The organism is Exiguobacterium sp. s194 (genome assembly GCF_018618275.1).
Classification (GTDB): Bacteria; Bacillota; Bacilli; order Exiguobacteriales; family Exiguobacteriaceae; genus Exiguobacterium; species Exiguobacterium chiriqhucha.
The window spans coordinates 239,426-260,177 of sequence record NZ_JACSLT010000006.1 but is presented as its reverse complement, the minus strand read 5'-3'; the positions used below and the strand labels follow the sequence as shown (position 1 = coordinate 260,177).

The 20,752-nt window shown below is 52.8% G+C and carries 19 protein-coding genes and 1 other annotated feature; of the genes, 14 read left to right on the top strand and 5 right to left on the bottom strand.

Annotated features, from left to right (window positions below; genetic code table 11):
* Nucleotides 1-133 precede the first annotated feature (133 nt).
* Both mnmM and mnmL read right to left on the bottom strand, forming a co-directional pair.
* Nucleotides 134-706 carry a tRNA 5-(aminomethyl)-2-thiouridylate-methyltransferase MnmM gene (gene mnmM, locus KNP85_RS09740; RefSeq protein WP_214802830.1) on the bottom strand — a complete coding sequence of 191 codons (573 nt, stop codon included), beginning with the start codon at nucleotides 704-706 and terminating at the stop codon, nucleotides 134-136.
* Nucleotides 660-1,637, bottom strand: coding sequence for a tRNA modification radical SAM protein MnmL/YtqA (gene mnmL / locus KNP85_RS09735; protein ID WP_214802828.1), 978 nt, complete (start codon nucleotides 1,635-1,637; stop codon nucleotides 660-662). Before mnmL ends, mnmM begins: the two co-directional genes overlap by 47 nt.
* A 176-nt stretch (nucleotides 1,638-1,813) precedes the next feature.
* On the opposite strand from mnmL, the gene KNP85_RS09730 reads away from it, so the two are divergent.
* The 5 genes from KNP85_RS09730 (at nucleotide 1,814) to KNP85_RS09710 (ending at nucleotide 8,276) form a co-directional block, all read left to right on the top strand.
* On the top strand, nucleotides 1,814-2,995 hold the full coding sequence (locus KNP85_RS09730) for an MFS transporter (RefSeq protein ID WP_214802825.1): 1,182 nt from the start codon (nucleotides 1,814-1,816) through the stop codon (nucleotides 2,993-2,995).
* 129 nt (nucleotides 2,996-3,124) lie between these two features.
* A complete protein-coding gene (locus KNP85_RS09725) occupies nucleotides 3,125-3,871 on the top strand; it encodes a bacteriorhodopsin (RefSeq protein WP_131437070.1) in 747 nt (248 codons plus the stop codon).
* A gap of 57 nt (nucleotides 3,872-3,928) precedes the next feature.
* Nucleotides 3,929-4,147 (top strand) — a binding site (T-box leader).
* A gap of 38 nt (nucleotides 4,148-4,185) precedes the next feature.
* Nucleotides 4,186-6,591, top strand: coding sequence for a leucine--tRNA ligase (gene leuS, locus KNP85_RS09720; RefSeq protein WP_214802823.1), 2,406 nt, complete (start codon nucleotides 4,186-4,188; stop codon nucleotides 6,589-6,591).
* A 117-nt stretch (nucleotides 6,592-6,708) separates the two neighbouring features.
* Nucleotides 6,709-7,749, top strand: coding sequence for a hypothetical protein (locus tag KNP85_RS09715; protein ID WP_214802820.1), 1,041 nt, complete (start codon nucleotides 6,709-6,711; stop codon nucleotides 7,747-7,749).
* A 14-nt stretch (nucleotides 7,750-7,763) separates the two neighbouring features.
* The gene (locus tag KNP85_RS09710; RefSeq protein ID WP_021065560.1) at nucleotides 7,764-8,276 is read left to right on the top strand and encodes a pyrophosphohydrolase domain-containing protein; all 513 of its coding nucleotides are present in this window, start codon (nucleotides 7,764-7,766) and stop codon (nucleotides 8,274-8,276) included.
* Nucleotides 8,277-8,320: 44 nt separating this feature from the next.
* Here the strand turns inward: KNP85_RS09710 and KNP85_RS09705 are convergent, their stop codons facing one another.
* Entirely contained in the window at nucleotides 8,321-9,595 is a 1,275-nt protein-coding gene (locus KNP85_RS09705) for a BaiN/RdsA family NAD(P)/FAD-dependent oxidoreductase (RefSeq protein ID WP_021065561.1), read from the bottom strand.
* A gap of 128 nt (nucleotides 9,596-9,723) precedes the next feature.
* Here KNP85_RS09705 and KNP85_RS09700 point away from each other — a divergent pair, with 128 nt between their 5' ends.
* Nucleotides 9,724-11,421: a putative polysaccharide biosynthesis protein gene (locus tag KNP85_RS09700; RefSeq protein ID WP_214714552.1), complete on the top strand. Its 1,698-nt coding sequence runs from the start codon at nucleotides 9,724-9,726 to the stop codon at nucleotides 11,419-11,421.
* Complete coding sequence (locus tag KNP85_RS09695) at nucleotides 11,421-12,131, top strand: pseudouridine synthase (RefSeq protein ID WP_214802817.1); 711 nt, start codon at nucleotides 11,421-11,423, stop codon at nucleotides 12,129-12,131. The genes KNP85_RS09700 and KNP85_RS09695 overlap by 1 nt, the downstream gene beginning before the upstream one ends.
* 83 nt (nucleotides 12,132-12,214) lie before the next feature.
* Here KNP85_RS09695 and KNP85_RS09690 read toward each other — a convergent pair whose 3' ends face one another.
* Nucleotides 12,215-12,436, bottom strand: a complete 222-nt coding sequence (locus KNP85_RS09690; protein WP_081637897.1) for a DeoR family transcriptional regulator — start codon at nucleotides 12,434-12,436, stop codon at nucleotides 12,215-12,217.
* A 306-nt stretch (nucleotides 12,437-12,742) separates the two neighbouring features.
* On the opposite strand from KNP85_RS09690, the gene pepV reads away from it, so the two are divergent.
* From pepV to KNP85_RS09660, 6 genes are read left to right on the top strand one after another with little or no spacing between them, the layout of a single operon-like run.
* A complete protein-coding gene (gene pepV, locus KNP85_RS09685; RefSeq protein ID WP_021065564.1) occupies nucleotides 12,743-14,128 on the top strand; it encodes a dipeptidase PepV in 1,386 nt (461 codons plus the stop codon).
* A 59-nt stretch (nucleotides 14,129-14,187) separates the two neighbouring features.
* Nucleotides 14,188-15,339 carry an MFS transporter gene (locus KNP85_RS09680; RefSeq protein WP_214802814.1) on the top strand — a complete coding sequence of 384 codons (1,152 nt, stop codon included), beginning with the start codon at nucleotides 14,188-14,190 and terminating at the stop codon, nucleotides 15,337-15,339.
* Nucleotides 15,340-15,344: 5 nt separating this feature from the next.
* Complete coding sequence (gene thpR, locus KNP85_RS09675; RefSeq protein WP_214802811.1) at nucleotides 15,345-15,920, top strand: RNA 2',3'-cyclic phosphodiesterase; 576 nt, start codon at nucleotides 15,345-15,347, stop codon at nucleotides 15,918-15,920.
* The gene (locus tag KNP85_RS09670; RefSeq protein WP_058764022.1) at nucleotides 15,890-16,729 is read left to right on the top strand and encodes an NERD domain-containing protein; all 840 of its coding nucleotides are present in this window, start codon (nucleotides 15,890-15,892) and stop codon (nucleotides 16,727-16,729) included. Before thpR ends, KNP85_RS09670 begins: the two co-directional genes overlap by 31 nt.
* 21 nt (nucleotides 16,730-16,750) lie before the next feature.
* Nucleotides 16,751-18,916 (top strand): type I pullulanase, encoded by a 2,166-nt coding sequence (pulA, locus tag KNP85_RS09665; protein ID WP_214802808.1) that lies wholly within the window; start codon nucleotides 16,751-16,753, stop codon nucleotides 18,914-18,916.
* Nucleotides 18,917-18,966: 50 nt separating this feature from the next.
* The gene (locus tag KNP85_RS09660) at nucleotides 18,967-19,761 is read left to right on the top strand and encodes a phosphotransferase family protein (protein WP_029595153.1); all 795 of its coding nucleotides are present in this window, start codon (nucleotides 18,967-18,969) and stop codon (nucleotides 19,759-19,761) included.
* A gap of 45 nt (nucleotides 19,762-19,806) precedes the next feature.
* On the opposite strand, the gene cydS is transcribed toward KNP85_RS09660, so the two are convergent.
* Nucleotides 19,807-19,917, bottom strand: a complete 111-nt coding sequence (cydS, locus tag KNP85_RS15965; protein ID WP_021065570.1) for a cytochrome bd oxidase small subunit CydS family protein — start codon at nucleotides 19,915-19,917, stop codon at nucleotides 19,807-19,809.
* A 135-nt stretch (nucleotides 19,918-20,052) separates the two neighbouring features.
* Here cydS and trmB point away from each other — a divergent pair, with 135 nt between their 5' ends.
* Complete coding sequence (gene trmB, locus KNP85_RS09655; RefSeq protein ID WP_214802806.1) at nucleotides 20,053-20,700, top strand: tRNA (guanosine(46)-N7)-methyltransferase TrmB; 648 nt, start codon at nucleotides 20,053-20,055, stop codon at nucleotides 20,698-20,700.
* Nucleotides 20,701-20,752 lie beyond the last annotated feature (52 nt).

Genomic DNA, 20,752 nt, shown 5'->3' with positions numbered 1-20,752 from the left:
CTGCGGAAGTTCATCGCCACCGTTGTCGCCCGAAGTACAAAGAAGGGGTCCGGTCACCGAAAATCGGTGACCGGACCCCTCTTTTTGATTGAAATACTTTAGAACTGGCTAGTTATGTCCCAGCCTCGTTTTTTTATGCTCGTTTTTCAATCGCCACGATGAACGGGGGATGATTGATTTGATTGATGAAGCCGTAACGGAGGACGCCGGCCCGTTTTTGATCGATTGATTCGACATAGGCTAGCACTTCGTCGCGCTCGACTTTGCCGCTCTCATGGCCGTGATAGATGACGACGACGATGACGCCGCCGACGGCCATGACATCGAGCAGTTGCTCGAGGGCGTCGATGGTCGTATTGCCGGTCGTCGTGACCGACTTGTCGCTTCCCGGTAAATAGCCGAGATTGAACACGGCCGCTGTGATTGGGCGTGTCTCGTCCGCCACAATGTCTCGGACCGTGTCATGGCTATCGTGGATGACAGTGACGCGGTCCGTCAATGCTGCTTCCTCGATGCGAGTACGTGTCGCCTCGACCGCCGCTGCTTGAACGTCGAACGCGTAGACGTGTCCCGTCTCCTCGACGAGTTCGGCTAAAAACAATGTATCGTGCCCGTTGCCGGCCGTCATATCGATGGCGACGGCACCAGGTGTGACGTGTTCACGAAGTAGGTATTTCGCGAACGGTAAGACTCTCATTAATCCCATGGCTCTCATCCTTCTTTTTTCCTTGGAAAGAATCACGACGCATTAATTCGGCATCGATGGCGTTCAAGACAGCCATCTTGTGCCGGCTCCACGTCGGACCAATCAACAGATCGGGTGGTCCGTCACCAGTCAGACGATGGATGACGATCTCGGGCGGCAATACTTCCAATTGATCGCAGACGAGCGAGACGTAAGTCGCCTCGTCCATGAGCTCGAGCAGTCCTTTTTCGTATTGTCTGGCGAGCGGTGTCTGTTTCAAGACGTGGAGCAAATGAATCTTGATTCCTTGTACGTCCATTTTAGCAACTTCTCGCGCCGTGTCGAGCATCATCTTTGTCGTCTCGCCCGGCAGGCCGTTAATGATATGGACCACGACGCTGATTTGGCGTCGCCGGAGTTTGTCGAGTCCTTCCAAAAACGTCTTGTAGTCGTGACCACGATTGATTTTCCTCGCCGTCGCATCGTGAATCGTCTGCAGGCCGAGTTCGACCGTGAGTGACGTCCGTTCATTCAACTCGGCGAGATAGTCGACGACGTCGTCTGGCAGACAGTCCGGTCGGGTCGCAATCGATAGACCGACGACACCGTCTTCCTCAAGGGCGGGCTCGAATAATTCCTGGAGCCGGGAGACGGGGGCATACGTGTTGCTGAACGCTTGGAAGTAGGCGATGTAACTGGCGTGTTTCCATTTTCGGTGCAGCCGCGCCTTCACTTCGGCGAATTGGACCGAAATCGGATCACAGGCATTGCCTGCGAAGTCGCCACTTCCGTCATCCGAGCAGAACGTACACCCGCCCTTCGAGACGAGCCCGTCCCGGTTCGGACAAGTGAAGCCCCCGTCGAGCGGTACTTTGAACACTTTCCCGCCGAACTCGCGGCGATATGCTTCATTTAATTTGTGATATCTGGCTTCGCCAAACGGATGTTGCATGAATATCCTCTCCTTCTTTGCTCATGCTATCACAAAGATAAGTCACCGTTATTTCATAATAAGTAATTTTTCTTGACAGTTATGAGGCGTTCCGTTAGCTTGGAGGAGGACTTATTTTTGATTCGGCCGTCGTGCCGAATTTTTATCGTTTAACGGGTAGGAAAGGAGTAACTGGTATGAACAACAAAATGCCGATTTCGGTATGGATTTTGGTCATCGCGATGGCGCTCAATACGACGGCGGCGTCTTTTTTATGGCCATTTAACACACTCTATATAAATGGATATTTAGGCGAGTCGATGACGCTCGCAGGGGTGGCGCTGCTCGTTAACTCGGCGCTCGCCATTGCCGGGAACTACATCGGGGGGACGCTGTTTGACCGGATCGGCGGGAAGCGGACGCTCATCCTCTCGGTCGGCCTATTGCTCGCGAGCTCGCTCGGTTTCTTGTTGTTCCACGCCACGTTCCTCGGCTACTTGGCTTGGCTCGGCTTAATCGGATTTTCCGGTGGACTCGTCTTCCCGACAGTATACGCTTTTGCTGGCTTGATCTGGCCGGAAGGGGGACGACGTTCGTTCAACGCGATTTACGTCGCCCAAAACGTTGGGGTCGCCCTCGGGACAGCGATGAGCGGACAGATCGCGCGTATCGATATCGAGTTGATTTTCTACGCCAACTTCTTCTTATCGGTCTTGTTTGTCGTCGTTCTCTTGTTCGGGCTCCGTTATTTGAAAGACCCGGCACGTCCGGTCGTCCAGTCGCAGCTTGAGGCTGCGGCGACGACGTTGTCCGGCGCGACGATGAAATCGATGTGGTTCGTCGCCATCGGTTACGCGGCGCTTTGGTTCGTTTACGTGCAATGGCAAGGCACGATCGCCGTCCATTCGAAAGACCTCGGCGTGACGATCAGCCAGTATTCGCTCCTTTGGACGGTGAACGGTGCATTAATCGTGTTCGCTCAACCGCTCCTCAACCGCGCGCTTCGCTATTTTGAAGACGATTTGAAGAAACAATTGGTCGTCGGTGCTGTCATCTTCCTCGCAGCTTTCGTCATTGTCCCGTTCGCGGGCGGTTTCACGATGTTTATGGTCGCGATGATTGTCATGACGATCGGGGAAATGTTCATTTGGCCGGCGGTCCCGACGATTGCCGCGAAACTTGCACCTCCGGGGAAAGCAGGGCAGTTCCAAGGGCTCGTCAATATCGCGGCCTCGGTCGGACGGATGATTGGTCCGACGCTCTCAGGACTTACGTTTGATTTACTCGGTATGAATGCTGTGTTCGGACTGTTGCTCGTGCTCATTCTGACCGCACTCGTCTTCTTCATTAAAATTCGGACACTGAATGTTCAAACTTGATTCGATTTGCACATCGGCTGCATATCTAAATCAGGCGAAGACTAATTCGCGAATATAAAATGAAGACAAAGGATTCTTTCACATAATCGTTCCGTCGTTTCCTGTTTCAGCAATGAGGAGATGTACACCATGAACGAAGAGGTCAATTTGCTCGTGCTCGCGACCCAATATATGTTTTGGGTCGGATTTGTCGGAATGGCAGCCGCTACGCTCTACTTTCTAGTCGAACGGAATAGTCTTGATCCAGAATATCGGTCTGTCGCCACCGTTGCCGCCTTAGTCACGTTCGTCGCGGCGATTCATTATTACTTTATGAAGGACGCGGTTGGCGATTCGGGTCTGTTATCGGAAATCACTGGATTCCCGACGGAGATTCGGTATATCGATTGGCTTGTGACGACACCGCTTCTACTTGTGAAGTTCCCACTCTTGCTCAGTCTAAAAGGAAAGATGAAGACTGGTCTGTTGACGAAGTTGATTGTCGCCGACATCATCATGATCGTGGCTGGTTACCTTGGAGAGTCTTCGATTAATTTGAATGGCGGCTTCACCCAGCTTGGATTATGGGGCTATCTCGTCGGTTGTTTGGCTTGGATCTATATCATCTATCTGTTGTTCACGAACGTCACGAAGGCGGCCGAATCGTCTCCAGCCCCAATTCGGAAAGCGCTCCTCAACATGCGTTTGTTCATTTTGATCGGGTGGGCGATTTATCCGATTGGCTATGCGGTCACGTTGTTTGCGACCGGTGTCGAAGTCCAATTGGTGAGAGAACTCATCTATAACGTCGCCGATTTGATAAACAAGGTCGGCTTCGGGTTGATTGCCTTCTTCGCGGTCAAAACGATCTCGACGTTGAAACAAATTAAGACGTAAAGATAAGTTGACGTTGACGTAGATTTTTATCTTGCGCTAGAATGAAGAGGTGAGATAAAAATTGCGTTGATAAGGAATAGTATCGTGACGTCTGTATTTGTAGAGAGCCGGTGGGTGGTGTGAACCGGTATATGGACCGCGAGAACTCGCCTTGGAGCAGTTCGCCTGAACGAACAGTAGGGTGAACCGGAGTTACGCCTCGTTACCGGCGTCTCAAGTGGCAGAAATGCAACATGGGTGGTACCGCGGAAAGCTTTCAAGCCTTTCGTCCCATTACCGGGGCGGAAGGCTTTTTATTATGCAGAGGAGGATGAATGTTGGACTATTTTAAACATCAAGACATCGAGCCGAAATGGCAAAAGCGTTGGGACGAGAAAGATGCATTCCGGACGACAGAAGACCCGGACAAGGAGTGTTTCTACGTCCTTGACATGTTCCCTTATCCGTCAGGAGCCGGACTTCACGTCGGTCATCCGGAAGGTTACACGGCGACGGACATCATCGCGCGTATGAAACGGATGCAAGGCTTCAACGTCCTCCATCCAATGGGGTGGGACGCGTTCGGTCTTCCGGCCGAGCAATATGCCCTCGACACAGGGAACGACCCGCGCGAGTTCACAGAGCGCAACATCGGCACATTCCGCCGCCAATTGAAAGAGCTCGGTTTCTCATACGATTGGGATCGTGAAATCAGCACGACCGACCCGAAATACTACAAGTGGACGCAATGGATCTTCACACAACTCCATGACCGCGGACTCGCCTACGTCGACGAAGTCGCCGTCAACTGGTGCCCGGCCCTCGGGACGGTACTCGCCAACGAAGAAGTCATCGACGGATTGTCGGAGCGGGGAAGCCATCCGGTTTACCGTGTGCCGATGAAACAGTGGGTGCTTCGCATCACGGAATACGCCGAGCGCTTGCTCGATGATTTAGAAGGGCTTGACTGGCCAGACAGCGTTAAAGAGATGCAACGCAACTGGATCGGCAAGTCGGTCGGGGCTGAAGTCGATTTCAAAGTCGACGGTCACGATAAAGTCGTGACGGTGTTCACAACACGTCCGGACACACTTTACGGCGCGACATACGTCACGCTCGCACCGGAGCACCCATTCGTGAAAGCAATCGCGACACCGGAACAAGTCGTCGCCATTGAAGCGTACGTCGAAGAAGTCTCGAAAAAGACAGACCTCGAACGGACCGATCTCGCCAAAGAGAAGACGGGTGTATTTACCGGCGCTTACGCCATCAACCCGGTCAACGGGGAGAAGCTTCCGATTTGGATCGCTGACTACGTGTTGTCGACATACGGCACGGGCGCGGTCATGGCCGTACCTGGACATGATGAGCGCGACTATGAGTTCGCGAAGACGTTCGACCTTCCGATCCGTGAAGTCGTCACAGGCGGCAACTTGGATGAGGCGGCTTACGTCGAGGACGGCGTCCACGTCAACTCAGGCAGCTTGGACGGCCTCAATAAAGCCGACGCGATCGCCAAAATCATCGAAGAACTCGAACTCGCCGGCACTGGCCGTGCGAAGACGACGTATCGTCTCCGCGATTGGTTGTTCAGCCGTCAACGCTATTGGGGCGAGCCGATTCCAATCATTCATATGGAAGACGGTACGCTCAAGACCGTTGCGATTGAAGAGCTTCCGCTCGAACTCCCGATTATCGATGAAATCAAGCCGTCGGGTACGGGAGAATCACCGCTTGCGAACGCCGACGAGTGGTTGATGTACACGGATCCTGTGACAGGTGAGAAGGGGCGGCGCGAGACGAACACGATGCCACAATGGGCCGGTAGCTGCTGGTACTACATTCGCTTCATCGATCCGCACAATGAAGACATGATCGCGGATCCAGAGAAGTTGAAGCGTTGGCTTCCGGTCGACTTATATATTGGTGGTACGGAGCACGCGGTCCTACACTTGCTCTACGCTCGCTTCTGGCATAAAGTGCTCTATGATATCGGCATCGTTCCAACGAACGAGCCATTCCAAAAGCTCTATAACCAAGGGATGATTCTCGGTGAGAACAACGAGAAGATGTCGAAGTCAAAAGGGAACGTCGTCAACCCGGACGATATCATCAAATCGCACGGTGCTGACACGCTTCGCCTTTACGAGATGTTCATGGGACCGCTCGACGCAGCCATCGCTTGGTCGACGAACGGCCTTGACGGCGCTCGTCGCTTCCTTGACCGCGTCTGGCGCTTGTTCGACCAGACGGAGCTCACGGACGGCGCTCCGACGGCCGACTTCGAACGGACGTACCATCAGACGGTGAAGAAAGTGACAGAAGACTACGAGGCGCTCCGTTTCAACACGGCGATCTCGCAACTCATGGTCTTCATCAACGAGGCGTACAAACAAGACACGCTTCCAAAACAAGAGATGGTCAACTTCATCAAGATGCTCTCCCCAGTCGCGCCACACTTGGCCGAAGAGTTATGGGAACGTCTCGGCATGACAGAAGACTTGACGTACGCGGCATGGCCGACGTTCGATGAGTCGAAACTCGTCAGCGACACGATTGAAGTCGTCATCCAAGTGAACGGGAAGCTTCGTGCGAAGATGCACGTGGCCCGCGACGCTTCGAAAGAAGCGCTCGAGGTCGATGCGCTTGCGAACGAACGCGTTCAAGAGTTCACGGAAGGAAAGACGGTCCGCAAAGTGATTGTCGTTCCAGGGAAACTCGTCAATATCGTCGTAGGATAAGCAAAGGAATGTGTGACATTGTCACACGTTCCTTTCTTTTTCGTCATGTCGTTTTCTTTTCGGGTCGGGTTTGTTACACTAAAGGGCGATACTGCATATAAAGGGGACGAAACGTCCATGAAACGTTCATACGTACTATATACGACGCTATTTGCCGTCGTCGTCGGTGTGATTTTATGCTATGTGTTCGTCTTTTCGGACGAGGACATCCAAAGCCAAATCGCCTCGACGTTTGAGAAAATCGATATTCAAACGAGCCATCAATCGACTTCGGTACCTCCCGTCGAAGCCTCGCCGGACGAGGAGGACATCGATACGACCGATGCCCTTGAACAGATTCAAGAGATTGATGAAGTGTACTATAGTGACACGATCGGATCGTATCTTGTCTTGACGAAAAATAAAGAGTTCTTCGAAGTGAGCGGGAACGCCAATCGCGTGAATTCGTCGCTCATATTGGAGAACGAAGGGCAACCCTATCGGTTCGGCGAGTTCATCGGCATGCGCATGATTTCCGAAGACAAGATATATGCCGTCACGGCGAACGGGGTTCTCGTGACAATCGAGCGGGTAGAAGGCCGTTGGACGGAACAACGACGCAAATTGATTAAAGGAATCGCCTCGACAGATCGGTTGTTCGGCCTCGGTTACGATGAAGAGACGAAACGATTGATTATCATGAGCCGTTTGGAGGACACGCCGGATGTAGAACTGTTGTACGTCCAAGAGCGGACGCTCGAGGAAGAGACGGTCGACGACAGTGAGGCGGAAACGGGTACAGCGACGGAAACCGATTCAGACGACGATTCGACATCGACGACAGATGAAGCGGACTCTGAAGCAGTAGCGGAACCGAAGACGGAATGGGCTGTCGAGTCGAGAAAACCGCTCACGACCGAAGGGATGAGCGCCTCGATTCAACAGAAGTTCGAGAACTTCCGCGGTGTCGGCCTCGTCGAACGCCAAGGGCGCATTTACGTCCTCGATTCGGAAGAACTCGTCCTCTATACGGTCAACCCGGACGAAGGGACGATGAACGGGCAGATGGTGACACCTCGCGTCTACGGCTCGACCGGCATGTTCCTGCAAGACAATGAGATATTCGCCATCGTGCGACCAGATGTGTTCGACCTTGACGATTTCGTCTCGGTCGACTGATAGGAGAGAATGAGATGAGCAAACGTTACTTTTATGAAGAGGTTCGCCAGTTCCACGAGACGTTCGGACACCCGGAGGCGAGTGCACCGCAACCGCTCGGCTTAGACCGTGCTGTCAAACGTTCGGTCTGGACGGCAGAAGAAGCTGTCGTCGAATTTTTACATCAATCGGCACGGAATGAAGACGAATTCCTTGCTGCCGTCGCCACGTTCCAACAAGGATTCGAACAGGCGGTTCAAAAATCGCTCCAAGACGCACCGCCGACGGACGACGTCGCTCGCCTCGTCGGACAAGGTGATGCGCTCACGGACGCCCTCTATTTCGTGATGGGCAGTTTCGTCGAACTCGGGCTCGACCCGGTTCCGTTGTTTGAAATCGTGCAGCGTGCCAATATGGCGAAGCTCGGACCAGACGGCAAGCCGATCCTCCGTGCGTCAGACAATAAAGTCATGAAGCCGGAAGGCTGGTTGCCACCCGAGCCAGAGCTCGAGGCGGAAGTAAGACGTCAACTTGAAGCAAAACAGTGACACTAAAAAGAGAGCCGATCGCACGTGCGATCGACTCTCTTTGTTTATACGGTCGTCTGTTCCGCGAACTGTGCCGCGTGTGAACCGGCACAGTGTCCGGTCGTGAAGGCGGCCGTGATGTTATAACCACCCGTATAGCCGTGAATATCGAGCACTTCGCCGGCGAAGAACAAGCCGTCTGCTTTCTTCGACATCATCGTCTGTGGGGCGATTTCTTTGACGGAAACGCCGCCGCCCGTGACGAACGCTTTATCGAAATCGAGCGTTCCGGTGGCGTGCAACTCGAACGTCTTCAATCGGGTCGCGAAATCGATGACCGATTGTTTCTTCAGTTGGCTCGCGTCCTCTTCGCCGAACGCGAGGTCGGCCAACAACAAGTCGAGCATACGCTCCGGGATAAATCCTTTCCAGACGTTCTTGACGGCCCGCTTCGGTTGGTCTTGCACTTGGTTCCAAAGCTCTTGATACAGCTCGTCACGTGCCATGTCCGGGAACAAGTCGAGCGAGAGGGCGACGACGCGCTCTTTGCTACGTTTGCGTTCTTTAATCGTATATTGACTGCACCGGAGGGCAATCGGACCCGAAATCCCGAAATGCGTGAAAATCATGTCGCCACGGTGTGTCTTAATCGGCTTGCCTTTCTTGCCGTGAACGGTGAGGGCGACGTCACGGAGCGACAGCCCTTGCAGCTGTTTCGTGCCGATGAACGCATCGTTCAACAAAATCGGTACTTCAGTCGGGAACAGCTCGGTGATCGTATGGCCGGCTTTCTCGGCCCATGGATAGCCGTCCCCGGTCGAGCCGGTGTGAGGGACGGATTGTCCACCGACGGCGATGACGCAAGCGCCGGCCTCGATCCGCTCTCCGTCCTCGAGTTCGACCGCTTCGAACTCATTTGCTTCATTAAAATGGAGCGTCTTCACTTTCGCATTTTTGCGAATCTCGACACCGAGTTGGTCGATGGCCCCGAGGAGCGTGTTGACGACGTCTTGCGCTTTATCCGTCACCGGGAACATCCGGCCGTTATCTTCCTCTTTTAACGGGATGCCGAACCCGGTGAACAAGTCGATAATCGACTGGTTGTCGAACTGGGCGAGGGCGCTATATAAGAAGCGTCCGTTCCCCGGGATGAATTGAATCAACTCGTCGACGGGCTTGCGGTTCGTCACGTTACAGCGTCCTCCGCCAGAAATGGCGAGCTTGCGTCCGAGCTTCGAACCTTTATCAATTAGGAGTGTGTTCGCTCCGGCTTTGGCGGCGGCATAGGTCGCCATCAGACCGCTTGGGCCTCCTCCGATGACGATTACATCTTTCATCATGGTATCCCTCGTTTCTCTTTCAAATCAAATTCGTAACTTTATTATCTGCAACAGTAAGAGTATAATGAGAAACGGTCGTTTTGTAAAATTAGGTACATTAGTTGTGAAACAATAGATGGAGGTATCTCATGTCATCAAGCGTCAAACAAGATTCAGGACGAGAGTCCTTCGTCAAAGGCACGCTGCTGCTGTCAGCCGGAAATTTGATTTCACGTGCACTCGGACTGCTCTATACGTTCCCGTTCCAAGCGATGGTCGGGATTGCCGGTGTCACGCTCTATCAGGCGGCGTACACCTATTATGCGCTCATGATCGCCATTTCGACGGCGGGGATTCCCGTGGCCGTATCGAAATTCATCGCCAAGTATAATGCGCTCGGCGAATATGGCACGAGTCAGCGCTTGTTCCGTCAAGGGATGAAGCTGATGCTCGTGACCGGAGTCGTCGCTTTTTTATTACTGTTCTTCTCAGCACCGTGGTTATCGGAACTCATGGTCCGCAACTCGGAGAACAATCAGCAATATATCGACTCGTTGACGCTCGTCACGCGTAGCGTCAGTTTCGCCCTCCTGCTCATCCCAGCGATGAGTATGGTGCGCGGCTATTTCCAAGGACATCAGGACATGGCCCCGACGGCCATCTCCCAAGTCATCGAACAGATCGTCCGCATCATGTTCCTCCTCAGTGGGACGATGCTCGTCTTATTCGTCTTCTCGGACTCGGCACTCATTCGTCCGCTCGCTGACTCGCTCGGTGGCACCGCTGCCGTGGCGACGACCGAGTTGAACGGTTTGAAAGTGCTCGCCGTCACGATTGCGACGTTCAGCGCCTTTATCGGTGCGATTGGGAGTATCGTCGTGCTCGCCATGTACTGGCGCAAACGGAAAGACATCCATCGTCAAACCGATAATCCGGCCGGCACACCGGTCCGTTCGATGAAATCACTATTGCTCGAGTTGCTCAGCTATTCGATTCCAATCGTCATGGTCGGTCTGTCGACGCCGCTCTATCAGTTCGTCGACCAGTTGACGATGGTCAATACGTTGCTCAACTCTGGGAAGTCGGTCGCCGAAGCGACGTCCGCGTTCGGATTCTTGACGGGGAACGCCCATAAAATCGTGTTGATTCCGGTATCGATTGCGGCGAGTGTGTCGATGGCGACCATCCCGCTCGTGACAAAATCGTTCACGCACGGCGATATGAACAAAGTTCGCAATCAAGTGAACCATATTTTCCAAGTATCGTTCTTTGTCACCATCCCGGCCGTCATCGGATTGGTCGCGCTCGCGGAGCCGTTGTTCGGGACGTTGTTCCCAGGTGACCGCGAAGGGTGGGTCTACCTGCTCCACTACGCACCGAGTGCGTTCTTCCTCGCTTATTACTCGGTGGCGGCGGCCATCCTGCAAGGGATCAACCGTCAATATTTCACCATCTTCGCGACGGCGATGGGTCTCATCACGAAAGCTGTGCTCAACGTACCTTTCGTGTATGCACTCGGCGGGATCGGCGCTGGTTATGCGACGATCGCCGGTTATATCGTCGCGATTATCCTCATGGTTTGGAAAATCCAACGGGCGCTCCAGTTTCCGTATAAGCAACTGTTGCGTCGGACGATGCTCATGTTTGCCATGGGTGGCGCGATGTTTATCGCCGTGTATGGTTCGCTGTTCGTCACGCTCCGGAATGAACCGAGTTGGGGCAATGATATCGTTGCCACGATCGTCGGTTTCGGAATCGGTCTCGTCGTATACGGCTATCTCGGTTGGAGAAGCCACTTGGCCGGAAAACTATTAGGGAAACGATTCCAGTATCGGAGGAAAGCTTAATGCGAATTGATAAATTATTGGCGAACATGGGATACGGTTCGCGCAAAGACGTCAAGATTTTACTGAAACAAGGGGTTGTCCGTGTCGATGACCAACCTGTCAAAGACGCGAAACGTCAAGTCAACCTTGAAACGGAACGGGTGACCGTGCAAGGCGAGGTCGTCGAGTACAAACCGTTCGTCTACTTGATGATGAACAAGCCGGCAGGTGTCATCAGTGCGACCGAGGATAAGGTCGAATCGACGGTCGTCGATTTGATTGACCCGTCCTACGCCCATTACGAGTTGTTCCCGGTCGGACGTCTCGACAAGGACACGACCGGTCTGTTGCTTCTCACAAACGATGGGGCGTTCAATCATGCGCTCATGTCACCGCGTAAGCATGTCGACAAAGTGTATGTCGCCGAAGTTGACGGGGAGATGACGACAGACGATGTCCGTCACTTCGCCGAGGGTGTCGAGCTTGAGGACGGCTATACGACGAAACCGGCCCGACTTGAGCTCATCAGCAAATCCGGACGTCGTTCGACGGTCCGTCTGACGCTCTCGGAAGGGAAGTATCATCAAGTAAAACGGATGATTGCCGCGGTCGGGAAACACGTCGAGCAGCTCGAACGGGTCCAAATCGGCGAGCTCGAGCTCGACCCGACGCTCGAACCCGGGGCGTATCGGGAATTGAGCGAAGAAGAAGTCGACTTGTTCTTCACATGAAATGAAGGCACGTGTCAGCCGACACGTGCCTTTTTGGGCGCAAAAAAAGGGACCCGTTGCCGGAATCCCTCGTAACTTGTTATTTAATTTGCCGTCTTGAGCGAACGTTTTGATGATGTCCACGTTCCGCGACTCGGACTTTCAACCAGATTGTTGTATTCAAGCACGTTCAAATCACGCTGTACGGTGCGTGATGTGATCCCGAACTCCTCTACTAGTTCAGAAGTGGTGACGCATTCCCTTTCGTTAATGAACAAATAAATGGACTTGATGCGGGTTAGCATACGATCTGTTGAACCTTTCATTGGATAACCTCCCAATGCGTAGAATGATGAAAGACAAAACCTACGGACGACAAATGAAATATGAAATTGTTATTTTCTAAAATTACACCTTTAGTATACCGCTCCTGCATAGAATTGCAAGGGAAAAGAACGAACAATCGAAATGTAAAGAAACGATTATGAACGTAAATATCGAATGAAGGATATGTAAAGACGTAGACAAAAGGCTAAAAGACGAACGAAAAAATATTTTCGAAATGAATGTTCGTCTTTCTAACATTTGGATATACTAATAAGGGAGAGAACATTCGCAAAGGGGAGATCCATATGAATTGGAGACAAGAAGTCGACGCACGAAAAGACGCATTTTTAGAAGATTTAACAGGGTTATTGCAAATCCCAAGCGTGCTTGATGAGACGAAGACCGGCCCGAACGAACCGTTTGGACCTGAAGTCCGCCGAGCTCTCGATTACATGTTTGCACTCGGAGAGCGAGACGGGTTCGCTACGAAAGACGTCGCCGGATACGCGGGGCATTTAGAATACGGGTCAGGGGAAGAAATCGTTGGCATCCTCTGTCACTTAGACGTGGTGCCGGCTGGGGAGGGATGGACGTATGGGGCGTTCAATCCTACCATCGCCGACGGGAAAATATTCGCCCGTGGCAGCAATGACGATAAAGGACCGACGATGGCTGCTTATTACGGACTGCGCATCGTGAAGGAACTTGGATTGCCGCTATCGAAACGCGTCCGCCTGATTGCAGGTTGCGACGAGGAGAGCGAATGGCGTTGTGTCCGCGAATACTTCAAACAAGAGGCGATGCCGACATATGGCTTCGCACCGGACGCTGACTTTCCAATTATCAATGCTGAAAAGGGGCTATACGATGGCGTCTTGAAGCAGCTCCCAATTCAACGGGTGCCAGGCTCGAAACATCACTTGGTCTCGTTCGTGAGCGGAGAACGGCCGAACATGGTCCCGGACTTTGCGACAGCGGTACTCGAGACAGAAGACGTTCTCGAAGAAAAGTTTGAAGCGTATCTCGAAAAATATGAAGCGGACGGCACGTGCACATGGGACCAAGGGACGTATACGTTCACGATGAAAGGTGTGGCCGCCCACGCCATGGAACCAGATAACGGAGTCAACGCGGCCTACGTCCTCGCCGGCTTCTTGTTGACGCTCCCGCTCGACATTCAAGGAGAGCGCTACATCGAGTTCATTCGTCACGTGTTCGCCGATTCACGCGGGATTTCACTCGGTATCGAAGCGAGTGATGAGACGGGTGATTTGACGATTAACGGTGGCGTGTTCCGCTATCAAGGGGACGAACGGACGGCGACGGTGAATATCCGTTATCCATACACCGCGAAATTCGAGGAACGGTTGCAAAACTTGAAAGAGATCGCCTTGTCGTTCGGGTTCGAACTGTCGACGCGTCATCATATGCCGCCGCACCATGTGGCCGAAGACCATCCGCTCGTGAAAACGTTGGCAGGCGTCTATGAGCGTCAGACCGGCGAGTCAGCGCACTTGATGGCCATCGGCGGAGGGACGTATGCGCGCTCGCTCGAGGCTGGTGTCGCTTTTGGGGCGCTGTTCCCTGGAGCGAAAGACGTCGCCCACCAAGTCGATGAATACATGGAAATTGAAGATTTACTTCGCGCCGCCGCCATCTATGCGGAAGCGATTTATGAGCTCGCTAAATAATAACCCGTGAGAGCTGACTGATTCGGTCGGCTCTCTGTCTGTTAGGAAGGAAGTTTACTGTGAACCAACAAAAAATATCGTTTCAATCGATTTACGTCGCCATTTTCTTTGCCCAAGGAGCCCTCATTCCTTACATGGCACTTTTCTTCTCGCAGTCACGTTTTGATTTGTCTCCGGGTCAGGTCGGAACAATCGTCGCCATCATGCCGATCCTCTCAATCGGTGTCCAACCGCTATGGGGCATGCTCGCCGACCGAACGGGGCGGGTTCGGGCTTGGCTGATTATCGCAATGCTCGGGGCGGCTGCCTTATCGCTCACGTTTTTGTTCGCGACGTCTTACGTATGGATTATTGTATTGATGATCGCCTGGTCCATCTTCCAATGTGCACACATCCCGCTCGTCGATATGATGACACTCGAGTATACGTCACGCGCCAAAATCGACTACGGGGCCATCCGTCTGTTTGGATCGGCCGGATTTGCGATTGCGGTGTTCGTCATGGGTCGCATCTCGGACACGACATGGGGACTCGCGAGTACGTTTTTACTCAGCGCGGTCATGCTGGCAATCGGTACGCTGTTCGTGCGGAGCGTATCTGAACAGGAACCGAAGCAAGTGCACACGACGGCCCCGTTCCAATGGTCGGCCGTCTGGAATGGGCCGTTCATCGCCTTTTTGATTGGGGGCATGCTCGTCTTCGGCCCGATTTACGCGAATAACTATTACTTCGGAATTTATGTGACGAGCATCGGAGGCTCAACGACGCTCGTCGGGACACTGTTCCTTGTCGCGGTATTATGCGAAATTCCATTCATGAAAGTGGCTTACCAAATCGTCTCACGTCTAGGTACGGTCAACGTGCTGGCGGGAGCCGCCTTGATTTCGGCGCTTCGCAACGGCTGGTTAGCACTTGAGCCCCCGATTTGGGTCGTTTGGATTCTTGCCATCGTTCAAGGACTGGTCGTCGGATTATTGATTCCGGTCGCACTTCAATTTGTCCGCAGCCTTGTCAGCCGCAACGTCGTCTCGACGGCGATTGGCGTCTATATGGCCATCACGTCAGGACTAGCGACGGCCGGATTCAACCTCCTCAGTGGATTTATCATTGAATATAACAGCATCATCGGTGTATTTTGGATGTACACGGTGGTCAGCATCGTAGGAGCGGTCCTCTTCTTTGGACTGAGACGTTTTCGAGTGAAAGGATGATGGTCATGTCGACACATTATTTTTTGGCGCTACCCATCGAGGACGAAAAGTTCGAACATGTACATCGGGACATCTTGCCGTTTTATTCGTATCGTCGGACGTATCGTCCGGAGGAATTTCATTTGACACTTCAGTTTCTCGGTTCATTGGACGATGATGAAGTCGAGGCAGTGAAAGAACTCACACGTGAAGTGACAACGTCGACGGCCCCGTTCGCGCTGACGTTCCAGCAAATCGACCACTTCGGTAGACCGGATCGTCCGCGTGTCTTGACGATCGTCCCGGAACCGTCCGTGGACTTGACGGCGCTTACCGGGACGCTTCGACGAAAGTTATCCGAAGAGATTCCAGCACTCGACCGTAAACCGTTCGTCCCCCACGTCACACTCGCGAAGAAGTGGGACATAGGCACACGAATCCCGTACATCGCCCCGACGTTTACCATCGAGGAGCCGATTGAAACGGTCGTACTTTATCGAATCAATCCAAACCATACCCCTGCCTATGAGGCAGTCGAAGTATTTCCGTTACAGCGGTCAGAGGAGGACACATGGCGATCCCGATTAAAATTTTTGACGTAACATCTAAATATGAACGAAACATGCTCGACCAGTTCAATCGCTTTCAAGAGTATGTCGAGTCCGATGTCGCTCGCATGCGTCGTCTTCACGATTCCAATCGGTTGAATCCTCCCGAAATCATGGAGTTTGAGAACCCGTGGTGGAAATTTTGGCGCCGTACGGAACGCATCGAGCTCGAACCGACACCGCTCTCGGAGTCGCAGTTCCAGACGTTGCTCACGAACCGCCGTCATATCCAAAAACTGCAGTACGCCTGTGAAGGGGCGACCGAGGCGGACGTCCCGTTGTTGCCGTTTTTGCGAGAATACGGATATCGCAAGATGGTATCCGAATGGAACGACCAACACTTCTTCATGTATCGTCCGGTCGTCGAATGGAACGGGGCGACGGTCGAACTGAGCCATCTCATCATCGGACCATCGCATATTTACCTGGTCGAATGGCTCGACGGCGACCGCAGCATCTATCACATATCGAAGCAGAAGACGTGGATTCATCAACCGCTCAAAGGGGAAAATAAACGTGTAGTCAACCCGCTCATCGCGTTGACGCGCACCGAAGAAATCGTTCGACAGTTTCTTCCGTCCTATGACGGGGTCATCCAAAAAGTGACGGTGGCCCCACAAGGCTATTTCGATCATGTGCCTGAAATTCGGTCGACTCAGTTCATCTCACGCGCGGATTATGAACCGTGGATGAAACAAGTGAACACGAGGGCGCCGATCGTCAAAGCCCAACAAATTCGAGATGTGGCGAAACTACTAGATGCGACAGCCCAGATGCCGTTTCGACAATTTTTGGACCAGTAGGTAGGAGAGGATGGAACGCGTATGCATCACACACCAAATCAGCAAACGACGTCTCATGTGACGATTGAACGGGCTTCCTTGCTCTCATTCGAGACGATTCGACTCGAGGTCATTGCCGAATATGAATCCGTACCGGTACAAATCGAACAAAACGGTCGACCGGTCGATTATGTGGTGCTCAACGAATGGACGACAGAGGCGGGCACGATTGAACGAGATATCCAATTGACGCGCCCGGTTACGCTCGAAGCGGTCTATACCGTGTTTCACCCTGGACATAAGACGATTGTCGTCGTGCCCCGCGAAATTGTGCATACAGACGAGTTTGAACGTCGCTATGCCTATGACGGACCGCTCGGCCTTTCATTTTCCGGGCAATCGATTGAGGCATATGTCTGGTCGCCCGTCGCGTTTTCGATTTGGTTCGTCATCCATGATCCCGAAACGCATCGTGAGATTGAACGGTTTCGCATGTCTCGGAGCGGTCGAGGCGTCTGGCATGCCGATGTTCCTAGACTGTACGAAGGCTATTTTTATCGACTGTACGTCAAGACACCTGTCGAAACGAACGAGGTCGTCGATCCTTACGCCAAAGCCGTCAGCCTAAATGGCGAATTTGGCGTATTGATCGATGTTGAGACAGCCGTCGCTGAGCACGTGGAGCCGGCAGAACGCCCGCCTCTCCGCAAAGCGACAGATGCCGTCATCTATGAACTGCATATCCGTGACTTCACGAGCCACCCTGCGTCGACGAGTCGACGGCAAGGGCTGTACGCCAGCATCGTCGAGACCGGGCTTGAAACCCGGGCGGGGAACAGTGCCGGTTTCGATTATTTGAAAGAACTCGGGGTCACGCACCTGCAGTTATTGCCGGTCCATGATTTTGGAAGCGTCGACGAAGCGACCCGGATGCCTTACAACTGGGGTTATGATCCGATCCATTGGTTCGGGTTGGAAGGCAGTTACGCCTCGAAACCTGACGAGCCGCTATCACGCATTCTAGAGTATGCCGAAATGGTCGATGCCTTGCATCGCCATGACATGCGCGTCGTCGTCGATGTCGTCATGAACCATATCTTCATCCGTGAGCAATCGTCGCTCGAAGCACTCGTCCCGTACTATTATTTCCGTTATGAACATGACGGGACGGTCGCGAACGGGACCGGCGTCGGAAACGACACGGCCTCAGAACGGTATATGATGCGACGGATGATTGTCGATTGTGTGACGTACTTTGCCGAGACGTATCACGTCGACGGTTTCCGGTTCGACTTGATGGGCATTCATGACGTCGAGACGATGAATCAAATACGGGCCGCACTCGATAAAATCGATCGCTCGATTTTGATTTACGGGGAAGGATGGGATTTGGCGACACCGCTCAGCCCATCATTGAAAGCCTCGTCGCATAACGCGGCCTTCATGCCCCGAATCGGTCATTTCAATGACATGATGCGGGACGCCTTGAAAGGGTCGACGTTCAATGACCGGGAGCGCGGGTTCGTCTCCGGGAATGAGTGGCGGGAGTGGGAGCTTCGCGAATGTATCACCGGAGCGGTCCAAATCCCGAACGTCACCGTCGGGCGTTTCCCGAGCCCGCAGTATACGATCAACTATGTCGAAGCACATGACAATTATACGACGTACGATAAATTGCTCTTGTCGTGTGAAGATATGGACGAGACGATGCGGTTGCGGATGCAACGGTTCGCCACAGCCATCGTCATCACGTCGCAAGGCGTCCCGTTCCTTCACGCCGGCCAAGAGTTTGGTCGGACAAAACAAGGGGTTGAGAACAGCTATAATGCACCGGACCGAATCAATCACTTCGATTGGGACTTACGTGACGAGCGGCAAAGTGAGGTCGAGTTTGTGAAGACCCTACTCAAGTTACGGCGCCGTCACACGTGTTTCCGCTACGATACCCGGCAAAAAGTCATCGAACAGTTCAAGTTCCTCCCGTCGCCCCCGGGCGTGATTGCATACGAGCTGACGGCGAGCCATTCTTATGATGCCTGGCAGCGCGTCCGCGTCTATCTGAACGGAACGTTCCACGATGTGACGTTCCAAGCGGAGGGGGACTGGAACGTCTACGTACAAGGGGAAACGGCGAGCCTCGTCCCGATTGAACGAAATCCGAGCCAGATTCAAGTCGAGTCGTTGTCAATGACGATTATCGCGTGTTAATATGGTGATTGTATCTTTGTAATTCTTAATGAGATTTGAGCGTGATGAATATGTATTCAGATATAATCGGTGCGCTCGGTGAAGAGTGGACGGTGGCTTCCGCAGGCGGGATTACAGGCGAAGCGTACGTAGCGACGACGCGCCAACAAAAAATCTTTGTCAAACGAAACTCGTCCCCGTTTTTAGCCATTCTTTCCGCCGAAGGCATCGTCCCCAAATTGCTGTGGACGAAACGGATGTTTAACGGTGACGTCCTCAGTGCCCAACAGTTCATCGAAGGTCGTGAGCTCTCGCCAGCCGATATGAAACGGGCTGATGTGGCGGCACAGCTTGGGAAGATTCATCATTCGAAAGAGCTATTATTCATGTTGCAGCAGTTGAATCATACACCGGTCACGTCCTCACTGTTGCTCCGGCAATGTGCCGCTTACGAGCAAGACGAGGCGGACGTGACGATTGATGAGGCAATCCGTTGGTTGTCGGTCCATCAGCCGATTGATGACGAACGTGAACTCGTCGTCTGCCATTCAGACTTGAACCATAACAATTGGATTGAGGATGAGACCGGTCTGTTATATTTGACCGACTGGGATGACGCCATCATCGCCGACCGTGCCTTTGATTTGGCCATGGTCGTCTACAGCTACGTCGACGAGGTGGACTGGGAGACGTGGTTCAGCCATTACGGCATCCGTTTCACCTCCGAGTTACACTATCGAATGCACTGGTATGCGATTGCCCAGACGGTTCTGACCTTATATGGGGAACAGAACGGCATCGCCCGCGCAGAAGGATTGACCGTGCTCCGGGAATTGCTCGATGAAGCAGAGGAACGGACACAATGAAAAAAGGGATGGATCACGAGTGTGAGCCATCCCTTTCCATATGCATCAGACATCATCAGGTTTCATGAAATACGCCCATACGAACGTCGCGATGACGGCGCCGAAGAACGTCAACGGAGCCGCGTAAAAAATAAGAAATTGATCTAACGTGCTCATCGATATAACCTCCTTGTGAAGGATGATTCATGTCCATTAAACAATGATTTCGTGTATAATCGCAAGGGGACTGCTCGCGCGAAGCGGCTAGTCAGCTGAAACTTGAACATTTCTTGAACGAAAGGTTGGAAAAACATGCGTTTACGTCACAAGCCTTGGGCTAAAGAATACATGGAAGCTCAAGAACACGTCTTTATCACTCATCCCGAAACGTTAAAAGGGAACTGGACATCAGAATTTAAGAACGACAATCCGCTCTTCATCGAAGTCGGGTCGGGGAAAGGGCAATTCATTTTAGGGATGGCCCAACAGTTCCCGGACGTCAACTTCATCGCTATCGAGTTGTTCGAGAGCGTCGCCGTGTCGATCGTGCAAAAGCTCGTCGAAACGCCGATGCCGAACGTCCGCGTCTTGACTGTGGATGCCAAGCAACTCGTCGACTATTTCGAAGCCGGCGAAGTCGACCGCGTCTATTTGAACTTCTCAGATCCATGGCCGAAGACCCGACATGCGAAACGTCGTTTGACGTATAAGACATTCCTCGCCACGTACGAGGCTGTGTTGCCACGCGGAGGCGAGATTCACTTCAAGACGGATAACCGCGGACTCTTCGAATATTCACTCGAAAGCATGAGTCAATACGGCATGTACTTCACAGATATTTCACTTAATCTTCACGCGAACGAACCGGCAGATAACGTCCGTACCGAGTACGAAGAGCGCTTCAGCGCCATGGGACAACCGATTTATCGGATGGAGGCCGCGTTCCGCCCGAAAATTTGACACGCTTTTTTCTTATTTTAATAGCATTTTCTTCACACTTTTTTCTTTCTTC

Bases quoted from the DNA above. Each gene is read 5' to 3' on its own strand.
- mnmM (WP_214802830.1), bottom strand. From the start codon at position 706: ATGGGATTAATGAGAGTCTTACCGTTCGCGAAATACCTACTTCGTGAA.
- mnmL (WP_214802828.1), bottom strand. From the start codon at position 1,637: ATGCAACATCCGTTTGGCGAAGCCAGATATCACAAATTAAATGAAGCA.
- KNP85_RS09730 (WP_214802825.1), top strand. From the start codon at position 1,814: ATGAACAACAAAATGCCGATTTCGGTATGGATTTTGGTCATCGCGATG.
- KNP85_RS09725 (WP_131437070.1), top strand. From the start codon at position 3,125: ATGAACGAAGAGGTCAATTTGCTCGTGCTCGCGACCCAATATATGTTT.
- leuS (WP_214802823.1), top strand. From the start codon at position 4,186: ATGTTGGACTATTTTAAACATCAAGACATCGAGCCGAAATGGCAAAAG.
- KNP85_RS09715 (WP_214802820.1), top strand. From the start codon at position 6,709: ATGAAACGTTCATACGTACTATATACGACGCTATTTGCCGTCGTCGTC.
- KNP85_RS09710 (WP_021065560.1), top strand. From the start codon at position 7,764: ATGAGCAAACGTTACTTTTATGAAGAGGTTCGCCAGTTCCACGAGACG.
- KNP85_RS09705 (WP_021065561.1), bottom strand. From the start codon at position 9,595: ATGATGAAAGATGTAATCGTCATCGGAGGAGGCCCAAGCGGTCTGATG.
- KNP85_RS09700 (WP_214714552.1), top strand. From the start codon at position 9,724: ATGTCATCAAGCGTCAAACAAGATTCAGGACGAGAGTCCTTCGTCAAA.
- KNP85_RS09695 (WP_214802817.1), top strand. From the start codon at position 11,421: ATGCGAATTGATAAATTATTGGCGAACATGGGATACGGTTCGCGCAAA.
- KNP85_RS09690 (WP_081637897.1), bottom strand. From the start codon at position 12,436: ATGAAAGGTTCAACAGATCGTATGCTAACCCGCATCAAGTCCATTTAT.
- pepV (WP_021065564.1), top strand. From the start codon at position 12,743: ATGAATTGGAGACAAGAAGTCGACGCACGAAAAGACGCATTTTTAGAA.
- thpR (WP_214802811.1), top strand. From the start codon at position 15,345: ATGTCGACACATTATTTTTTGGCGCTACCCATCGAGGACGAAAAGTTC.
- KNP85_RS09670 (WP_058764022.1), top strand. From the start codon at position 15,890: ATGGCGATCCCGATTAAAATTTTTGACGTAACATCTAAATATGAACGA.
- pulA (WP_214802808.1), top strand. From the start codon at position 16,751: ATGCATCACACACCAAATCAGCAAACGACGTCTCATGTGACGATTGAA.
- KNP85_RS09660 (WP_029595153.1), top strand. From the start codon at position 18,967: ATGTATTCAGATATAATCGGTGCGCTCGGTGAAGAGTGGACGGTGGCT.
- cydS (WP_021065570.1), bottom strand. From the start codon at position 19,917: ATGAGCACGTTAGATCAATTTCTTATTTTTTACGCGGCTCCGTTGACG.
- trmB (WP_214802806.1), top strand. From the start codon at position 20,053: ATGCGTTTACGTCACAAGCCTTGGGCTAAAGAATACATGGAAGCTCAA.